This is a genomic window from Anaerosalibacter bizertensis, from assembly GCF_009696605.1.
In the GTDB taxonomy this organism is placed as follows: Bacteria; Bacillota; Clostridia; order Tissierellales; family Sporanaerobacteraceae; genus Anaerosalibacter; species Anaerosalibacter bizertensis.
The window spans coordinates 90,827-109,979 of sequence record NZ_VULR01000009.1 but is presented as its reverse complement, the minus strand read 5'-3'; the positions used below and the strand labels follow the sequence as shown (position 1 = coordinate 109,979).

Genomic DNA, 19,153 nt, shown 5'->3' with positions numbered 1-19,153 from the left:
CGTATAAGCCTTAAGTTTTAAATAAAATATTTGACCTTCTATTAAAAATTGATAGTATCTAGACCACTTTAATTTAAAACTTCTATGTCTACGCATTGTTTAAATCCCTCCGGATATGTTATAATAAATTAATAATAGTTTTTCTTTAATTGACCTTTTCAGACTGCCATCTGAACTGGTCTTTTTTTATTCTTTTAATCATTTTTTCAGTTTCTCTTTTAGCTCTAATCTGTCCCTTTCTAGCATTTGCTTTTTTAGCTCTATCTCTCTTTGACACTTGTCCACCTCCTAATCATTTTCCCTATGCATATCTATAGCTAAAAGCACCAGGTACGATATGCCTAAGATAAAAGCTACTGCAGGACTTAAAGGACTAGTCACAAAGTTGACCATCTATTCCACCTTCCTTTTCCAACAAAATTTATCCCATTTGATATCCATAATCTTTTTATCCAACTTTGACACTTCATTTAATTTTTTCTTATAAGGTTTTAAAGTTTCTTCAGATATTAGCCCTGCATTTAATTCTTCCTCTACATCTAAAAAATCATTTAATTCTCTTTCATAGCCTGTCAATGCTCTATTTAATATGTCCAGCTCTTTCTTAGTTAGACTAATTGAAATCTTGTCCATTTATTCCGCCTCCTAATCAATGTTTTTAACGTTATTTAAATCTGTTAAATCCTTGCCTTTGTAAGCTTCTACAAAGGCTATTAGTTCATATCTAGATACCTTTAGTCTCCCTAGTTTAAGTGGTACAAGTAGTCCTGCCTTAAACAGGTCATATACTTTGTTGTTATTAACTTTTAATATTTCAGCTACTTCTGGAACTGTAAAAAGTAAATCATCACCCATGTTTAGCCCTCCTTTTTCTTTGTAAAAAATCCAGCTTCCAACAGATAAAAAATTATATTTGCAATTAGTAAAAACGCTACAAAACCCCAGTCAATTTTTATGCTTAACGTCTCCACTCCCTCTCGCCCCCTACATCACCTTTTCTAAATTTAATTGTTTATTCATTTCCTCTATTTCTCTTAAAAGCTTGCCTTGTGGCTGCCAGTTATCTAAGAATTCTATGCCTTTATCAAATTCTTTTTTTAAAGTATCCCTATAACTCCCTATCATGAAATAATCTTTGTAATCTCTCCAAATGCCACTAAATACCTTAGACCTTATACTTTTATCTTTATAAGCATGACTTTCTATACCGCCCAAACTTTCTAAAGCTTTTGACTTTGCTTTATTTTGTAACCTTCGTTGTTGCCCAAAATCTACTGTCATATTATCCTCTAGATAGTCCACTCTTTCATCTATTTGTTCCACAGTTCCAAGTAAAGCCCCAACTTGTTCATTTACTAATTTGATTGCCTGTAATGAATTATTTGTTCTTGCTAAGTAACTGCCTGTTTTTCTGATTGATGGTAATACTTCTGATGTAACCCAATCTGTAAATTTTTCTGCTTCTGGCTTTCTAGATTGAAATACTACTTTGTAAAAATTTGATTCATTTATAAATGTAGCTTGTTGTTTTCTTCCCATTGAGTCAATGACCTCGGTAGTACCTACCCCATCTTTATTTAACCTTGATTTTGTATCGCTTACATTTTTAATACCTAAAACTTTACAAACATCATTTAACATTAAATATGGTTCATTATTCAAAATTGCTGTTCTTATTTCCCCAAACTCATTATTTTTAAAAATCTGTAACTTATTTTCCATTTTCTTTTCTTCCCCCTTTGCTTTTATTTAATTGCTTACTCGCTACACGTTTTGTGTTCATTATGGTTAAAAAAAATTCTATCAACATCAATCATAGGAAATGTTTTTTTGAAAGCTGTAATAAAATTAAAACTTGGGTTTCTATCTCCATATTCTATCTTTTCATAGAATGATGTAGACACTCCAACCCTCTTAGCCATTTCCTCTGTAGTTAAACCTAATGACTTTCTAAATTCTATTAACAAAGTATTCATGATTCACACCCTTTCCTTACACATTTCGTGTATTTAATTAATATTCTACTACACCTTGGGTGTAATGTCAATGTTTTTCCACACTTTTCGTGTAAAAAGATTTTATTACACATATTGTGTGGTATAATTTAAGCAAATACACGAAAGGGGACATAATATATGTTTGGTGATAGAGTTAAAAAAGAAAGGATTTTAAGACAGATGACACAAAAAGAATTAAGCGAACTTTTAGGTGTATCTCCTAGCACTGTTGGAATGTATGAACAAAACAGGAGGCAACCAGACAGCGATACAATAATAAAACTTTCTGAAATATTCAACGTATCAACCGACTATCTTCTAGGCAGAACAGATATAAAAAACCCATCTGATGAAATATCTAATGCAGTAGAAGACGATCCAGAATTAATAGAATTTTGGAATGAATTAAAAGAAAGAGAAGATTTACAACTACTATTTAAGCAAACAAAAAACCTATCTCCTAAAGATATTAAGCAGATAATTAGAATAATAAAAGCTATTGAAGATGAAGAAGATATGCTAGATCAATAACACGGTTCAAAGGGGGAGATTACAATGAATATAGATATCTTAGATAAATCTTTACTTAAATCACTTATAGATGGAAATATTTCTTTTCATGAAGTAATGAATGCATATAATATTAAAACTTCTATAGCATGTAATATTTCTTCTAATGTACTAGGATTTGTTTATGTTAGTAGAAGGGGAAATTATCATTTAATATTAAATGGTAACGTTAACTATGAGACTCAATGTAAAACTTTTATACATGAAATTAAACATATTACATATGATTTGCCTAGCATGGGTTATATAATAGGTTTGGACATGCAGCATACATATTTTGAGGGTGAAGCAGATAGGGTGGCAGAGAAGATTGTACATTATGGAAAATGAAGGAGGATAGTCATGGGATTATTTAATTTTTTTAAAAAAATTAAAACAGAAAATGAAGTTAGGAAATGGCAAAACCGAGAAAAACCTTACTTTAAAATTGAAACTATTGGACCAATAAATGGTTTAGTCACAGAATATGATTTAAATAACATTCGAGCTATAGGAACAAGTAAAAGAACATGGTGGTATTTATTAGAAGGGTCAAATAAGAATGTGGCAATAAAAGACATACTGTTGCTAAATAAATATATAGCCGAATATGCCAAGAGTAATCCAAAAATATCCAAAGTTCGTCTCTATGAGAGTTCAATAAGGTTCTATGAATATGGAAGAGCTACTGAAAACGATGATTTTACAAGGCTATTAGTTAATCCTTACACCGAGAAAGGTAATCTAAAGAAATACCCTCTCATATTAAAATTTAAGACACTATCAAATGACGAAGATTTTGCATCAATGGCTAATGGTAAACCAAACATATTCGGTGATATTCACTATTTAAAAAGTGGAGATATTGGAAAGTATAGAGTTATTATATGGATACAGCACAATATGTACGAAATCAAAGGAAATTGTAAATAATAAAAAAGGAGGATTATTATGTTTTTTTTCTTTAAATCCCAAAAGCAAAAAGAAGCTAAATTCATGGCTTCCCAATGGATAAAACAAGTTAATGAAAGTGCTAATTTAGTAAATAACACTAAAAATCCCGATACCTTTTTCTCTAGATATGAGTTCATGATTGAAAAAGTTAATGATCTGATTAGTATCCAAAAATATTTAAAATTCAAAGGTGATAAACCTACTGATATGCTTAGACAGATTAACGATAAAAAAATAAATACTATAAATGATTTTATTGACAGATACTACAGTGATATTTTAGAACAGATTAATAAACTCAAAACAGATAAAGCAAAACAAAAAAGAATTGATAAGTTTTATTCATCACTAGTACCATATTTTGATCAAATGGAAAAGGAAAACATTGATAAAATAGATAAACTAAATCTTAATTTAAAAAATAATTCAAGCTTTAATTTAGGCAATAACAACGGTTTGATAGAAAAAAGCAATGAAGTAGAACTTTCAAATCTTAAGTGGTACATAATGATATCTTTTGGGAAATCAACATCTAAAAGCTATAATAAAGCTGTTTATTTAGCCCAAAATAGCCCAAAATATGATGCGATTACAGATGAAAATGGTAACATTACTCATACTGCTACATACACAAGCTCAAAAAAAGATTTCTTGGATTTTATTATTCTATACGATCTAGTTTCTAACTGGAAATCTACCTTTTTTATTATAAATGGTGATTTAGTTGATAAGAAAACAGTTGGCAAAATTAAATATTGCTATGGAGATAAATGTAGGAGTGTAAAATCTAATTTCTGTTATGGTGCTAGCTATATGACTGCTAATCCTTTTGGCTGCCATAGATTACAGATAAGTCAATGTAATAATCCATGGTGGGAATATTACATAAAAGAAGGTGCTCACTATAAATTAGATAGAGACAAACTCATAAAAAGAATCGAACTAACAAAAGAAACTTTCAAATATTGTCCATCTTTTAACGTTGAAAATATAATGAATGTGGCTATGTCATTTCCACTTATATTAAAGAAAAATGAATATAAAAAAATTGTTAGTGAAGAAAGTAATATATATTTATAGCAATCATATGTTCTGTTGGTAAGAGTTTTATTTTTAATTTGGACATGCAAGGTAAAGCTGATAGGGTGGCAGAATGTATTTCAGGATATGTTTATAAAATAAGGAGGTTTTAATATGCAAGGCGGAGTAAGAAAGAGAGGTAAAAGGTGGTATTATTATTTTGATGTTGGAACTATTGGTGGTAAAAGAAAGAAAATAGAACGAGTTGGAGGTGACACTAAGGCAGAAGCCCTGAAGGCTTTAAGAAAAGCAATCACTAAGTATGAATATGGTTATGTAGAACCAGAAAACATGACTGTTGAAAAATACTTTGTAGATTGGCTAGAAAACTTTATAAAAGCAAATAGAAAAATAAACACATACAATCGCTATAAAAGTATTATAAACAATAGTATAACACCTAATATAGGTGGAATTAAATTAAGCAATTTAAAACCTATCCATATTGAAAATCTTCTGTTAGAAGAAAAAAAGAAAGGTTTAAGTGGTTCTACTTTACAAAACATATATGTAGTTATGAATTCAGCCTTAAACAGAGCTGTTAAATTACAAATACTATACAATAACCCCTGCCAACATGTAGAAAGGCCCAAAAGAGAAAAATTTGTTGCTAGTACTTTAACTATTGATGAGTTTCACCAGATACTAAATTCTTTAAATGAAGATAAATACAATGATTATATCTTTAGCTTCATATTAAAAATTGTATTAGAAACTGGATTAAGACGGGGTGAACTTGCTGGGCTTGAGTGGGAAAATATTGACCTTGATAATAATATTCTAACTATAAAAAATAATTTGGTTTACTCTCATGGAAAAGTTTATCTTGATACGCCAAAAACAGAAGAAGGGGAAAGAACCCTATATTTTTCAGATACAATAAAACAGCTCTTTAAAAAGCATAAAGAAATACAAGATAAAAACAAAGAGAAATATGGCCAATATTATATAAAAAATATTTTTAATAATAGGGAATGTGATTTTATTATAACTTGGGAAAATGGAAAGTATTTGCACCCTAGCTATTATACAAAAAGATTTAATAGAATACTAAAAAAACTTGATTTAAATGAAAAAGTAAGATTTCATGATCTAAGGCATACTAATGCTTCCTTCCTATTAAGTTTAGGAGTAGATTTTAAAACCATTCAGGAAAGGCTTGGCCATTCAGATATAAATACAACTCTTAATATTTATTCCCATGTAAGTATGGAAATGCAAAAAGAAGCCGTTAATAAACTCAATAAAACACTACTTGGTGGCAAATCGGTGGCAAAATAAAAAAACGCCATATGAAATGGCGTAATTTTCAATAACGAGTAGATCTGTAAGCCGAGTTCTGTCTTAGATGGTCATCTATCTATGACCTATTGTTACCAATAGGTTCATGCGACCTACCATTGGGACGACAGCAGGCAACTGTCACCTTTTGTCCCTACTTGGTCTTGCTCCGGATGGGGTTTACATAGCCGACTAGTCACCTAGCCGCTGGTGAGCTCTTACCTCGCCTTTCCACCCTTACCTGATAAATCAGGCGGTATCTTTCTGTTGCACTATCCTTAGGGTCACCCCCACTGGGTGTTGCCCAGCATCCTACCTTATGGAGCTCGGACTTTCCTCATGCTAAAAGCACGCGACCATCCGATCTACTCATTTTATTTCGTTTTTTAACATTACTACTATAACATAAACTAAATGCCTTTGCAAAGGTATTTTATGGATGGATAGGGGAAAATAGTATCCTACCACAGTTTTCACATTGTATTATTTCTTCTCTACTTTTAACCTTATCAAGTAAATAGGTAGGTATTATAACATGACAGCCACTACATTCATCCTCTATCACTTCAGCTATAGCATATCTTTTATTGTTTTTAATAGTATTGTATTTTTCGTACAATTCTTTTTCAATTTTTGATGATACATTATAGATTTGATCCATATCTTTTCTAATCTGTTCTCTTAATTCATCAGTTAATTTTTCATATTCTATAGTAGTTTCCTTAAACCGTTCTTTATTTTCTCTATGCTCTTTTTCTATTTTTTCTATTTCTATTCGTATATCTTCTATATCTTCCATTAGTGATATTATTTCCAATTCTAATTCATTTATGCTATCTTTAATAGATTCACTTTCTTTGTCCATATAGTCCAGTTGTTTTATATCAGTAACAACACCACTATATAGTTCTTTTTCTATTTCTTTTAATTGAAAGTTTAGTTCTTTAAGTGTGGAATCATTTTTTCTTAGTAGTTTATTATTTTCTTCTAAAGATTTTTTCCTATTGCTTAATTCTTGCTCTAAATCTTCCATCTTTAAAGTCATGGTCTCTATATAACTTGATTTAGCTAAATTTTCTAATTTTTCTTTTAGAAGTCCTAAATGCTTTTCGTGCTTTTGTAGTTCCCACAAAAGTTCTAATTGATTCATAATTAAATTCCACCTCCATTATTAGTATATTACAAATGGAGCTGTGCTTTTTTCGTATAGGATTATATCTATATCTTCTTCTATATTTTGTAATAGTTTTTCTTTAATTACTGGCAGTATAATTTTTTCCGTATCAAAATGATTTCCATCTACTAATAAAAGTCCCAGTTCCTTGGCAAGCTGTCCATCATGGTACTTTATATCTCCTGTTAGGTATAGATCTGCCCCTTTATAATAAGCGGATTTTATAAAATCACTTCCACTTCCCCCACATAGGGCTACCCTTTTTATCTTTCTATCTATATCTCCATAGACCCTTAACTTATCTAACCTTAATTCTTCTTTTATTTTATCTAAAAATCTATTTAAAGGTATTTCTTCTATATTTCCTACCCTTCCATATCCATATTGGACACCAGTATTTTCTAAAGGATAGATATCATAAGCTACTTCTTCATAGGGGTGAGCTTTTATCATTTCATTCAATACCCTATTTAGATTTCTTTTTTCTATAATGGTCTCTATTCTAGTTTCTTCTACCTTTTCAAGTTTATTTAAACTTCCTATAAAAGGATTGGTTCCTTCCCTAGGCATGAAAGTACCTATGCCATCTATATTGTATGTACAATGGCTATAGTTGCCTATCCAACCTGCTTTTGCTTCTCCTAAGGCATTCCTTACTTCTTCTACATGGGTTCTTGGTACAAATACTACTATTTTATATAGTTTTTCTTCGTAAACCTTTTCCAATACTTCTATATCTCTTAAATTTAATAGGCTAGCTAAGGTATCATTTATACCTCCTATAGCTAGGTCTAAATTTGAATGGGCATTGTATACTACTATATCTTCTTTTATTAAATCATATACTAATCGTCCTTTATAATCTTCTTTAGTTATTTTAGCCATAGGTTTAAACAATAGTGGGTGATGGGTAATAATCATATCTATATTCTCTTTTTTTGCCTTTTCAAAAACTTCCCTATCTAGGTCTAAGGATACTAAAATCTTTTTTATATCCTTATTTGGATCTCCAATTTGAAAACCTGTACTGTCCCAACTATCTATTAAATAAAGGGGAGCCCATCTGTTCATAATATTTATTATATCAATTGCTTTCATACGTTTTTAGCACCTCCTTATATTTGTCAATTTTTAAATATAGTCCTCTTCTTCTTTCAGCTACCTTTTCTGTATCTTTTTTTTCTAGTTCTTCAAGTATTTTCTCTGTTTTTTCTATTTTAAACTCTAAAAATTCTTTTAACAGAGGATCTTTTCTATCTAATAGCTTTTTGCTGATTTCATAGTATATTTCGTCTTCAATATAGTCTTTACCCCATTTAACATATATTATTTCATAGTATCTGTCTTCTTCTTTTATTATTTTTTCATCTACTATTTTTAAATTATTATTATATAGATATTTTCTAAGCTCTTCTGCTGCTACCATAGGTTGAAATATAAAGTTATTAATAGATTTTGCTATTTCTATATCTTTTTCTATTATATCACTTATTAACAGTCCACCCATTCCTGCTAATATGAGAGTATCTACTTCATAGGGTTTTAGAACTTCTAATCCATTCCCCAATCTAGTATCTATATCTTTTTCATATCCTAGTTCTTTTACATATTCAATTGCTTTATCTAATGAGCCCTTACTAATATCTGTTGCAATGACTTTTTTACTTATATTATTTTCTATTAAGTGGACTGGTATATAACCATGATCTGTCCCTATATCTGCTACTATTGAATTCTTTTTTACAAAATATTGTATAGCTAAAAGTCTTGGTGATAGTTTCATATATATTTCCTTTCTATTTTAAGATAAAAAGTTAAAATTAAAGATTCGCTTATGGCGAATCTTTAATTTTATTCTAAGAAATCTTTTAACTTTTTACTCCTACTAGGGTGTCTAAGTTTTCTTAAAGCTTTTGCTTCTATTTGTCTTATTCTTTCCCTTGTTACATCGAATTCTTTACCTACTTCTTCTAAGGTTCTTGCCCTTCCGTCGTCTAAACCAAATCTTAATCTTAAAACTTTCTGCTCTCTTGGAGTAAGAGTATCTAGTACATCTAAGAGTTGTTCTTTTAACAAAGTGAAAGTGGCAGCTTCTGCTGGTGCTTGCGCTTCGTCATCAGGTATAAAATCTCCTAAATGGCTATCTTCTTCTTCTCCAATAGGTGTCTCTAAAGAAACAGGTTCTTGGGCTATCTTCATAATATCTCTTACTTTTTCTACATCCATATTCATTTCTTTAGCTATTTCTTCTGGTGTTGGATCTCTGCCCAACTCCTGTACTAGTTGTCTTGATACTCTCATAAGTTTATTTATAGTTTCAACCATATGAACTGGTATTCTAATAGTTCTTGCTTGATCAGCAATAGCTCTTGTTATAGCCTGACGTATCCACCAAGTAGCATAGGTACTAAATTTATATCCTTTTTTATAGTCAAACTTTTCAACAGCCTTCATTAAGCCTAAATTTCCTTCTTGAATTAAATCAAGGAATAACATACCTCTTCCCACATATCTTTTTGCTATACTTACTACCAATCTTAAGTTGGCTTCAGCTAATCTACTTTTCGCTACTTCGTCTCCTGCTTCCATTCTTTTAGCCAATTCAACTTCTTCTTCTGCTTTAAGCAAAGGTATTTTTCCGATTTCTTTTAAATACATTCTAACAGGATCATCTACGCTAATCCCTTTTGGCGGCTTTATAACTCCACCTTTGTCTTCTTCATCATCTTCTTCATCTTCAATATCATCTTTATCTAGTAGCATATCTTCGTCTTTATCTCCTACAAGTTCAATACCCATTTCTTCTAGACTTTGATAAACTTTGTCTATTTGTTCTGAGTCTAAGTCTATATCCTCTAAATTATCCATTATTTCTTTATAGGTAAGCATTCCTTGCTTTTTACCTTTTTCCATAAGTTTTCTTACTGCTTCTATTCTCTCTTTTTTATTTTTACCATTTTCCATGTGGTCCACCAGCACTCCCTCCTTTCAGCAAAACTATTGGTGCAGTTTTAGTTTCCTGTCTATTTCCACAAGCTCTGAGCATAACTGTTTTAATTTTTCCACATCCCTTTCATCCTTTTCTTTTTTTATATCAATATTATAAATTTGCTCTGTTATTTTTTTTCTCTCAAATTTTAATTTAGAGGAAATTAGAGTTTCAATTAAATCTTGTATAATTTTATCTATATTTTCATCTGAAGCATTTATATCTAGTTCCAGTATTTCCAATACCTTGTCTAAATCCACATCCACTATGTCATCTAAATATTCAATAAGTCTTTCTTTATTTAATTCCTCATTATCTTCATAACTTTTATATATATAGTTGGCTAAATGTCTACATTCATAGTTCATAAAATCCTCTGGATTTATATGTTCTTTAATTTTTTGAAAAGATTTTTCATCTTTAAAAATAAGATTTATAATAGTTTTTTCAGCAATCAAATGTCCTGATTCCAATACAGATCTTACAGGAATTATTTTATCTTTATTATATCTATAATTAGTATTTATATACTTGTCCTTAGAAATAGTCCTATTATCTATATTTCTATATCCTCTTCCAATTTCCTTTTTTATAGCTTCTTTTGATATATTTGTTTCTTGGGATATTTTATCTAAGTATACATCAATTTCTATAGGGCTTTTTATTCTTTTAAGAAATTTGGCTACATTTTTTGTAAATTTAATTTTTTCATCTAAATTATTTAAATTATATTGTTTTTTATAAAAGTATATTTTAAAGTCTATATAGCTTAATGAGCTATCAAATAGCTGTTCAAACTTTTCTTTTCCTTCTTCCTTTATAAAATCATCTGGATCTTTTCCTGAAGGTAATGGTAGAACTTTTGCATTTATACCTTCTTTTTTTAATATTTCTAAGGCTTTATCTGTAGCTTTAAGTCCAGCTACATCTGAATCATAGCATAGATACACTTCATCTCCATACCTTTTTAAATATTTTGCTTGTTGTTCTGTAAAAGCAGTTCCTAGACTAGCTAGTGTATAATCTATGCCTCTACTATATAAAGAAATTACATCCATATATCCTTCAACCAATACTACTTTCTTTATATTAGAATGTTTCCTCAAAATATTCAGTCCAAAGAGATTATTCCCTTTTGAAAATACAGGGGTCTCTGGAGAATTTAAATACTTAGGATTGGATGAATCTATTACCCTACCTCCAAATGCTATGACTCTCCCCCTCGTATCTATAATAGGAAATATGATCCTATTTCTAAATCTATCATAATAACCATCTTTTCCTTTTTTCTTGATTATTAAACCTGCTTTCTCAATATCTGCCTCTTTATAGCCTTTTCTAGTTAAATAACTGTATAGGCTATCCCAACTTCTATCTGCAAATCCCAATCCAAAAACTGTGGCTGTTCTTCTATCTATAGCTCTTTGTTTTAAATAAAATAGTGCCTGATTGTTTGCCTTTAAATTTTTATAAAAATATCTAGCAGCTTCCCTATTTATTTCATAAAGTTTTGCTTTTTTATTTTCTAGCTCTTTATTCTTTTTAAATCCTTTCTCTTTTAGAGGAATACCTACTTTATCTGCTAAAAATTTAACTGCTTCTGGAAAAGATAAGTTTTCCTTTTTCATAATAAATGAAATTACATCTCCACCTTCTCCACAGCCAAAACAATGATAAAATTGTTTTGTATCTGATACAGTAAAAGAAGGAGTTTTTTCACTATGAAAAGGACATATTCCGACATAATTAGAGCCTGTCCTTTTAAGATTTAGGTACTCTGAAACAATATCCACTATATTATTACTCGAACGAACCCTTTCTATTGTGTCATCATCAATATAATAGCTCATAATAAATCACCCTTACTTCCAATATAAGAAGTAAATACAAAAATAATAATTATATCCGACAAATAATATTCGACAAATCTTCTTGTTTTCCTTCTTTTTTTAATATTTTTTCCACGGTTTAGGTATGAAAATATTATAAAACAGATTTATTGCATATCTATCAGTCATTCCTGCTATATAGTCGCAAACCATATCTTCTTTTGAAAAACTTTTATCTTTATAAATTTTCTTATGCTCATAAGGAAGATTGTCTGGATTTTTCAAATAATATTTATATAGCTCTTCAATAATATATTCTGCCTTTTTTTCTTCTGATTTTGCATGGTTGTCTAGATATACTTTATCAAACATAAATTTTCTTAATTCATTGGTATACTTACTTATACATTTACTCATAGATACCCACTTTTTACCTGCACTATTTCTAATTATATCCAATATCATAGTATTGATTCTTTCTCCATGGCTTTTCCCTAAAACTTGCACACATTCTTTAGGTATATCTTCTATAGAAATTACATTTGCTCTTATAGCATCATCTATATCATGGTTTATATATGCTATTCTGTCAGCATATCTAACTACTATTCCTTCCAGAGATTCTGAATCTTGTTCACCAGTATGACAATATATGCCATTTCTTACTTCATAAGTTAAATTAAGACCTTGTCTTTTTTCATTGTGCTCAAGAAAATCTACTACTCTTAAACTCTGTTCATTATGTCTAAATCCATTGGAATGAAGTGTGTTCAATACATTTTCCCCTGTATGGCCAAATGGTGTATGTCCTAAATCATGGCCTAGTGCAATTGCCTCTGTTAAATCTTCATTTAATCCTAAAGCTCTAGAAATAGTTCTAGATATCTGTGATACCTCTAATGTATGTGTAAGTCTAGTTCGATAATGGTCTCCTTCTGGGGCTATAAATACTTGTGTTTTATGTTTCAGCCTTCGAAAGGCTTTTGAATGTATGATTCTATCTCTATCTCTCTGGAAATCAGTCCTTATTTCACATTTATCCTCTTTTATAGTTCTTCCTTTTGTTTGTGAACTTAAAGTGGCATATTTTGAAAGAACTTTTCTCTCCATTTGTTCCGTTTTTAACCTAACATCCATGTTTTATATACCCCTTTTATTACTTCTTAAAATTGGCGTTGTTATTATATATACAACAAAATTGTCCATAATCCTTTATTTTTATAAGTTTTTTTATAAAAACATTTAACATAAAAAGAAGTGCTGTTATAACAACACTTCTACTTTAACTAATCTTCACCAAAATTTTCTTTCATTATATCTATTATAATACCTGCTGTTTCTTCTACTGCTTTATTTGAAACATCTATAACTTTACATTGTAGTCTTTCCATTATTTGCTTAGAATATTCCAATTCTTGTTCTATTCTATCTATACTAGCATAGTTTGCATTATTGCTAAGCCCTAAAGACCTTAATCTTTCCTGTCTTATTTCATTTAGCTTAAAGGGATTTGCTATAAGTCCAAAAACCCTTTTAGTATCTTTTTCGAACAACTCATCTGGCGCTGGTACCTCTGGAACTAAAGGTACGTTAGCTACTTTATAATGTTTATGAGCTAGATACATACTTAAAGGCGTTTTGGAAGTTCTAGATACCCCTACCAATATAATATCTGCTTTTTTAATACCTCTAGTATCTTTTCCATCATCATATTTAACTGCAAATTCAACAGCTTCTACCTTTTTAAAATATTGTTCATCTAATCTTCTTATAAGACCTGATTCTCGTTTAGGTTGAAAACCTACTACAGTTTGTATGGAATCTAAAACTGGAGTCATCAAGTCTACAGCAGGTATTTCATACTCTTTTGCTTTCATAATAATGAATCTTTTTAGTCTTTCTATCACAACTGTAAAAACTATTATGCTTTTTTCTTCTTTTGCTTCTTCAAAAATTTCAACAATCTGTTCTTCATCTGTTATATAGGGAAATCTCCTTATTTCATATTTACCTGAATTAAATTGACTAGCTGCAGCTCTAGCTACCTGTTCTCCTGTCTCACCAATAGAGTCTGATAATACATAGATTACTACATTAGTGTCCATAAACCTACCCCCCTTAATTACTTTCCCCAAGTTCTACAAATAATCGGGTAATATTAGTTTTTGATAATCTTCCAATAATCTTATATTCTTTTTTCTCTTCATCTACTTTAACCTCTTCTACTACAGGTATAGAATCTACTTCATGATCAATCAATTTTATAGCTGCATTTAGTACACTTTCATCTGGAGTTATAGTTACAATATTAGGCATTCTTGTCATTATCACACCTACAGGTATTTTATTTAAGTCTATTCCTCCTATAGCATTTTTAAGAAAATCTTTCCTAGATACTACACCTGTTAAATATCCATTAGATGTTACAAATATAGTACTTACATCTTCTAGAAAAAGGGTTACTATGGCATCGTATATACTAGTTTCTTCATCTATAGCTACAGGAACAGATTTTATCTCTGATACTTTTATCTTTCTAATACTTTCTGATACGAAGCTTAGAGCAGTCTTTCCTGTATAAAAATACCCTACTTTTGGCCGAGCATCTAGTATACCAGACATAGTTAATATTGCCAAATCTGGTCTTATTGTAGCCCTTGTTAATTTTAAATGTTTTGCTATAGTTTCTCCTGTAATAGGTTGATCATTTTTAACTATATCTATTATTTTTTCTTGCCTTTCACTTAATTGAATATTAATCACCACCCCTTACTTCCAATGGGTATTTAAAATAAGCCCACTGTAGTGGGCACTATTTATTCATTATTTTGGATAGGTCACAGATTAAGAGCATAGTATTTGAAATTTGTTTGACTAATCCTAGTCTATTATTTTTCAACTCTTCATCTTCTACCATAACCATAACATTGTCAAAGAACTGATCTATAGGCCCTTTCAATGAAACCATATAATCTAAAGCCTTGTCATACTCTTTACAGTTTAAAGAGTCTTTTACTTTTTCTTCTACAGAATTAAATGTTTCATAAAGTTTTATTTCCTCTTCCTCTACTAACAATTCCCTTTTCACTTCATCAGTTTCTGCTTTTTCCGCTAAAGTTTTCACCCTATTAAAGGCTGATAAAACTTCACTTAAACCTTCTTTATCTAACCATAGGTTCAATTTATCTGCCCTTAGTTTTAAATCGAAAACATCATCAATATCAGTTCCCAATATGGCTTCAACTACATCATATCTTATACCCATATCTATAAACATGTTCTTTATTCTTCCATCAAAGAAGTTTAGTATTTCATCTTTTACTTTATAATAGTCAAAAGCTAAGCCATTTTCTTCTACATAGATGTATAATGCAAAGTCTACTAATTCTTCTAAAGAAAGATTAAGTTTTTTATCTAATATTATATTTATTATACCTAGAGCTTGCCTTCTTAAACCATAAGGGTCTTGAGAGCCTGTAGGTTGTATACCTATTGCAAAAATACCAGCTATTGTATCTAACTTATCCCCTATACTTAGGATAGCTCCTGCTGTTGTTGTTGGAAGTTCGTCATTAGAAAATCTAGGTAAATATTGTTCATATATTGCTAAACTAGTGATTTCATTTTCTCCTGATTCAGCTGCATATTCTCTTCCCATTATACCTTGAAGCTCTGAAAACTCGCCAACCATATTGGTTACTAAATCTGCTTTTGAAAGATATCCTGCTCTTTCTATATTTTTCTTAGTTTCTTCTCCTACTTCTAGATAACTGCCTATTTTTCCTGCTAATTTTTGTACTCTCATAGTTTTATCATATAATGTACCTAGTTTTTCTTGAAATACTATGTCTTTTAAATCTTCTACATAGTTTTCTAAAGGCTGTTTTATGTCTTCATAGTAGAAGAACTTAGCATCTTCTAATCTTGCCCCTAATACTTTTTCATTCCCTTTTACTACTATATCTAAATACTCTTCATTTCCATTTCTTACAGTTATAAAATATGGAAGAAGTCTATCTTTATCATCTACTACAGGAAAATATCTTTGATGTTCTTTCATAGGTGTTATTAAAACTTCCTTAGGTAAATCTAAATATTCTTCTTTTATTCTCCCTATCATAGGTGTTGGATATTCAACTATGTTAGTTATTTCATCTAATAATTCTTCATCAAATAATAGATTTCCACCTTTTTCCCTTGCTAATTTTTCACAACCATATTTTATTTTTTCTTTTCTTTCATTCCTATCTACCATTACATAATTATCCTTAAGAGCCGTAAAATATTCATCTATATTATCTATTTCTATATGGCTGCTTCCTAAAAATCTATGTCCTCTTGTTATATTGGCTGCTACTATTCCTTCTAAGTTAAATTCTAATACCCTATCATTAAATAGAGATAATAACCATCTAATCGGTCTTGCAAAACGTAGGTTTTTTCCTCCCCACTTCATAGATTTAGGAAAAGAAATAGATTTTATCATATCTGGCATACTGTCTTTTAAAATTTCTTCAACTGATCTACCTTTTTCTATTTTATTTGCAAATATATATTCTACATTGTTATGCTCTCTTGTAGATATATCCTCTAAGGCTACCCCTTGGCCTTTCATAAAACCTTCTAAAGCTTTTGTTGGATTGCCTTCTTCGTCAAAAGCTATTTTCTTTGAAGGACCTTTTACTTCTTTTTCTAAATCTTCCTGTCTTTCTGGAAGACCTTCTATAAGTAGTACCAATCTTCTTGGAGTGGAATAAAACTTCATTTCATCAAATGGTATTCTTTTTTCATTTAATTTTTCTGATACATATTTTTCCATTTGAGCTAAAGTAGTCTTAACAAATCTAGCTGGCAGTTCCTCTACTCCTATCTCTAACAAATATCTATTCATTAGATACACCTCCCTGTTTTATAAGAGGATATCCTGATTTTTCCCTTTTCTCTAAATGTTTTTGAGCTACTAGTTTTGCTAAATTCCTAACCCTACTTATATAATGGGTTCTCTCTGTTACAGAAATAGCACCTCTTGCATCTAGTACATTGAATACATGGGAACATTTTAGTACATAGTCATAGCATGGAATTACTAAATCCCCTTCAATTGCCTTTTGAGCTTCTTCTTCATACATATTGAATAGCGTTGTAAGATTTTCTATACTAGCTTTTTCAAAGCTATAGACAGATTGTTCATATTCTGCTTGTTTAAATATTTCTCCATATTTTATTCCTTCACACCATTCAATATCAAATATATTGTCCACATCTTGAAGATACATGGCTATTCTCTCTAGTCCATAGGTAAGCTCTGCAGATTCTAAATCACAGTTTATACTGCCAATTTGTTGAAAGTATGTAAATTGAGTAATTTCCATTCCATCTAACCACACTTCCCAACCTAAGCCCCAAGCACCTAGTGTAGGAGCTTCCCAGTTGTCTTCTACAAACCTTATATCATGTTTTAGTGGTTCAATTCCTATTGCTTTTAAACTGTTTAAATAAAGATCCTGAACATCTTCTGGAGAAGGCTTCAGTATTACTTGTAATTGATGATGCTGATAAACCCTATTGGGATTTTCACCGTATCTAGCATCTGCCGGTCTTCTTGAAGGCTCTACATAAACTACCTTCCAAGGTTCTGGCCCCAAAGCTCTTAGAAAAGTATGAGGATTCATAGTTCCTGCCCCTTTTTCTATATCATAGGGTTCTAATATTAAGCATCCCTTACTTCCCCAATATTGAAGTAATGTCAGTATCAAGTCCTGAAAATACATTTTCTTGACCTCCTTGATCTTAGTTCGTATTATTAATTATAAACATAAAAAAACCTTTACATCCCTATAGGGACGAAAGGTTACTTCCGCGGTTCCACCCTACTTAATACCTAGCTAAGGTATTCCCTCAGTTATATATGCTCAGAAGTGCCTTTCACCAATCTATTATACTAGGCTTTCACCGTCCCTAGCTCGCTATTATAATATATATTGATTACCTTCTTCTTCACAGCATATAATTATTAATTAATCTATAGTTAATAATCTAGCAAAAAAAATCTTCATTGTCAATATAGATTTAAAGCTCTTCTTTATCCTCTTTATTGGTAGAACCCTTATCTTTACTGAATTCTTTTTCTACAGCTTCATTTATATTGATTATTTCTCCATCTTCTTTTACTATCTCAAACGTACATTTAGAAAGAAAGGCTACACTAAATCCTAACAAGGCTATTTGTGGAGCTAGAATAGTTCCTATTGTTCCAGCAGATACGGGAATATTCATTATAGTTTCTCCCTCTTTTTTTATTATAATTTTAGTTACGTTGCCTTTTCTTACATATTCCTTTAACTTATCTAATAACTTTTCTCCTTTGTTCCCTATATTTTCTGTAAAACTCTTGTTTTTATTTTCAATATATATTATAGCTTCCAATACATCACCGTTATTTTTTTCTAAAGCTTCCTTTGCTTCTTTATAGCTAACTCCAGTCCTTTCCACTATCATATCAATTTTATCTAAAGATGTATCCATTCTATAACCCTCCATTTTTTTTAATAGATTCCATAAAATCTAATGAATTAAATTTATTTTTTTCAATATTGGTTAATATATATTTTATCATAATATCTTGTATTTTAATCATGACATCTTTAGGAATTTTTATATTGTCTAATTCATCAAGGGATGTATATAATAACTGTTTTAAATAGTTTAGCATGTTTTTATCCATTTTTTTACTGCCAGGATCTAATTTAAAGCATCTTTCACAAATTACCCCTCCATGGGATATGCTAAATTTCAATGTATCATTTATATCTTCTCCACATAGTACACATTTATTTAAATATGGTCTATAACCTAGGAAAGATATGTATTTAATTTCAAAACCTATAATAAATTTTAAAAAATCTTTGTTTAAACTGGATAGTACCTTTAAGCCTTTTTTTAACAATTCAAAAAGCTTTTCACTTGGAACTCCTTCTACTGTAGAAGAATCTACAAGTTCTAATAAATATGCTCCATATAGAAGTCTATTCATATCTTCTCTAATAGGATAAAAAGAGTCTATAATGTCTCCTTGGTTTACATGATAAAAACTTTTCCCTTTATAAAAATTATAATCACTATATGAGAAAACCTGACTACTGGCTATAAGAGGACTTCTTGGTCTTAAAGCTCCTCTTACCATAGCAGTAATTTTTCCATATTTTCTAGAAAATATGGTTAATATTTTATTTGTCTCTTCAAATTTTACTTCTCTTAAAACTATTCCTTCTGATTTTACAAGCATTTAGTCACTCCTAGT

General features: G+C 30.1%; 22 protein-coding genes, 1 other RNA gene and 1 other annotated feature. Of the genes, 5 read left to right on the top strand and 18 right to left on the bottom strand.

What is annotated here, in order from left to right; all coding sequences use genetic code 11:
* Window positions 1-145: 145 nt before the first annotated feature.
* The 5 genes from FYJ27_RS12920 to FYJ27_RS08075 all read right to left on the bottom strand — a co-directional run bounded on the left by FYJ27_RS12920 (window position 146) and on the right by FYJ27_RS08075 (window position 1,976).
* Window positions 146-277, bottom strand: coding sequence for a hypothetical protein (locus tag FYJ27_RS12920; protein WP_268234919.1), 132 nt, complete (start codon window positions 275-277; stop codon window positions 146-148).
* A 116-nt stretch (window positions 278-393) separates the two neighbouring features.
* Window positions 394-633 (bottom strand): hypothetical protein, encoded by a 240-nt coding sequence (locus tag FYJ27_RS08090; protein ID WP_154484341.1) that lies wholly within the window; start codon window positions 631-633, stop codon window positions 394-396.
* A 12-nt stretch (window positions 634-645) separates the two neighbouring features.
* Window positions 646-855 (bottom strand): helix-turn-helix domain-containing protein, encoded by a 210-nt coding sequence (locus FYJ27_RS08085; RefSeq protein WP_154484340.1) that lies wholly within the window; start codon window positions 853-855, stop codon window positions 646-648.
* A 129-nt stretch (window positions 856-984) separates the two neighbouring features.
* Entirely contained in the window at window positions 985-1,722 is a 738-nt protein-coding gene (locus FYJ27_RS08080) for an ORF6C domain-containing protein (RefSeq protein WP_154484339.1), read from the bottom strand.
* Between the two features lie 35 nt (window positions 1,723-1,757).
* Window positions 1,758-1,976 (bottom strand): helix-turn-helix transcriptional regulator, encoded by a 219-nt coding sequence (locus tag FYJ27_RS08075; RefSeq protein WP_154484338.1) that lies wholly within the window; start codon window positions 1,974-1,976, stop codon window positions 1,758-1,760.
* A gap of 159 nt (window positions 1,977-2,135) precedes the next feature.
* Between FYJ27_RS08075 and FYJ27_RS08070 the strand changes: the two genes are divergently transcribed.
* From FYJ27_RS08070 to FYJ27_RS08050, 5 genes are all read left to right on the top strand, one after another.
* A complete protein-coding gene (locus tag FYJ27_RS08070) occupies window positions 2,136-2,528 on the top strand; it encodes a helix-turn-helix domain-containing protein (RefSeq protein WP_154484337.1) in 393 nt (130 codons plus the stop codon).
* A gap of 24 nt (window positions 2,529-2,552) precedes the next feature.
* On the top strand, window positions 2,553-2,897 hold the full coding sequence (locus FYJ27_RS08065; RefSeq protein WP_154484336.1) for a hypothetical protein: 345 nt from the start codon (window positions 2,553-2,555) through the stop codon (window positions 2,895-2,897).
* A 12-nt stretch (window positions 2,898-2,909) separates the two neighbouring features.
* Entirely contained in the window at window positions 2,910-3,479 is a 570-nt protein-coding gene (locus tag FYJ27_RS08060) for a hypothetical protein (RefSeq protein ID WP_154484335.1), read from the top strand.
* An 18-nt stretch (window positions 3,480-3,497) separates the two neighbouring features.
* A complete protein-coding gene (locus tag FYJ27_RS08055; protein ID WP_154484334.1) occupies window positions 3,498-4,580 on the top strand; it encodes a hypothetical protein in 1,083 nt (360 codons plus the stop codon).
* Window positions 4,581-4,694: 114 nt separating this feature from the next.
* On the top strand, window positions 4,695-5,861 hold the full coding sequence (locus FYJ27_RS08050; RefSeq protein ID WP_154484333.1) for a tyrosine-type recombinase/integrase: 1,167 nt from the start codon (window positions 4,695-4,697) through the stop codon (window positions 5,859-5,861).
* Between the two features lie 31 nt (window positions 5,862-5,892).
* Here FYJ27_RS08050 and rnpB read toward each other — a convergent pair.
* The 13 genes from rnpB to recO all read right to left on the bottom strand — a co-directional run bounded on the left by rnpB (window position 5,893) and on the right by recO (window position 19,138).
* An RNA gene (rnpB, locus tag FYJ27_RS08045) (RNase P RNA component class A) lies at window positions 5,893-6,233 on the bottom strand.
* 61 nt (window positions 6,234-6,294) lie between these two features.
* Entirely contained in the window at window positions 6,295-7,011 is a 717-nt protein-coding gene (locus FYJ27_RS08040; protein ID WP_154484332.1) for a zinc ribbon domain-containing protein, read from the bottom strand.
* A 21-nt stretch (window positions 7,012-7,032) separates the two neighbouring features.
* Window positions 7,033-8,133 (bottom strand): Nif3-like dinuclear metal center hexameric protein, encoded by a 1,101-nt coding sequence (locus FYJ27_RS08035; RefSeq protein WP_154484331.1) that lies wholly within the window; start codon window positions 8,131-8,133, stop codon window positions 7,033-7,035.
* A complete protein-coding gene (locus FYJ27_RS08030; RefSeq protein WP_154484330.1) occupies window positions 8,120-8,818 on the bottom strand; it encodes a tRNA (adenine(22)-N(1))-methyltransferase in 699 nt (232 codons plus the stop codon). The genes FYJ27_RS08035 and FYJ27_RS08030 overlap by 14 nt, the downstream gene beginning before the upstream one ends.
* A gap of 68 nt (window positions 8,819-8,886) precedes the next feature.
* Complete coding sequence (rpoD, locus tag FYJ27_RS08025; protein WP_154484347.1) at window positions 8,887-9,999, bottom strand: RNA polymerase sigma factor RpoD; 1,113 nt, start codon at window positions 9,997-9,999, stop codon at window positions 8,887-8,889.
* A 33-nt stretch (window positions 10,000-10,032) separates the two neighbouring features.
* A complete protein-coding gene (dnaG, locus tag FYJ27_RS08020; protein WP_154484329.1) occupies window positions 10,033-11,874 on the bottom strand; it encodes a DNA primase in 1,842 nt (613 codons plus the stop codon).
* A 99-nt stretch (window positions 11,875-11,973) separates the two neighbouring features.
* Window positions 11,974-12,990 (bottom strand): deoxyguanosinetriphosphate triphosphohydrolase, encoded by a 1,017-nt coding sequence (locus FYJ27_RS08015; protein WP_154484328.1) that lies wholly within the window; start codon window positions 12,988-12,990, stop codon window positions 11,974-11,976.
* Window positions 12,991-13,139: 149 nt separating this feature from the next.
* Window positions 13,140-13,958 (bottom strand): pyruvate, water dikinase regulatory protein, encoded by an 819-nt coding sequence (locus FYJ27_RS08010; RefSeq protein ID WP_154484327.1) that lies wholly within the window; start codon window positions 13,956-13,958, stop codon window positions 13,140-13,142.
* A gap of 13 nt (window positions 13,959-13,971) precedes the next feature.
* A complete protein-coding gene (locus FYJ27_RS08005; RefSeq protein ID WP_326831057.1) occupies window positions 13,972-14,616 on the bottom strand; it encodes a helix-turn-helix transcriptional regulator in 645 nt (214 codons plus the stop codon).
* A gap of 49 nt (window positions 14,617-14,665) precedes the next feature.
* Complete coding sequence (gene glyS, locus FYJ27_RS08000) at window positions 14,666-16,744, bottom strand: glycine--tRNA ligase subunit beta (protein WP_154484326.1); 2,079 nt, start codon at window positions 16,742-16,744, stop codon at window positions 14,666-14,668.
* On the bottom strand, window positions 16,737-17,624 hold the full coding sequence (gene glyQ, locus FYJ27_RS07995) for a glycine--tRNA ligase subunit alpha (protein ID WP_154484325.1): 888 nt from the start codon (window positions 17,622-17,624) through the stop codon (window positions 16,737-16,739). The genes glyS and glyQ overlap by 8 nt, the downstream gene beginning before the upstream one ends.
* Before the next feature lie 65 nt (window positions 17,625-17,689).
* Window positions 17,690-17,863 (bottom strand) — a binding site (T-box leader).
* A gap of 59 nt (window positions 17,864-17,922) precedes the next feature.
* Window positions 17,923-18,378, bottom strand: a complete 456-nt coding sequence (locus FYJ27_RS07990) for a DUF4342 domain-containing protein (RefSeq protein ID WP_154484324.1) — start codon at window positions 18,376-18,378, stop codon at window positions 17,923-17,925.
* Between the two features lies 1 nt (window position 18,379).
* The gene (gene recO / locus FYJ27_RS07985) at window positions 18,380-19,138 is read right to left on the bottom strand and encodes a DNA repair protein RecO (RefSeq protein ID WP_154484323.1); all 759 of its coding nucleotides are present in this window, start codon (window positions 19,136-19,138) and stop codon (window positions 18,380-18,382) included.
* Between the last annotated feature and the right edge of the window lie 15 nt (window positions 19,139-19,153).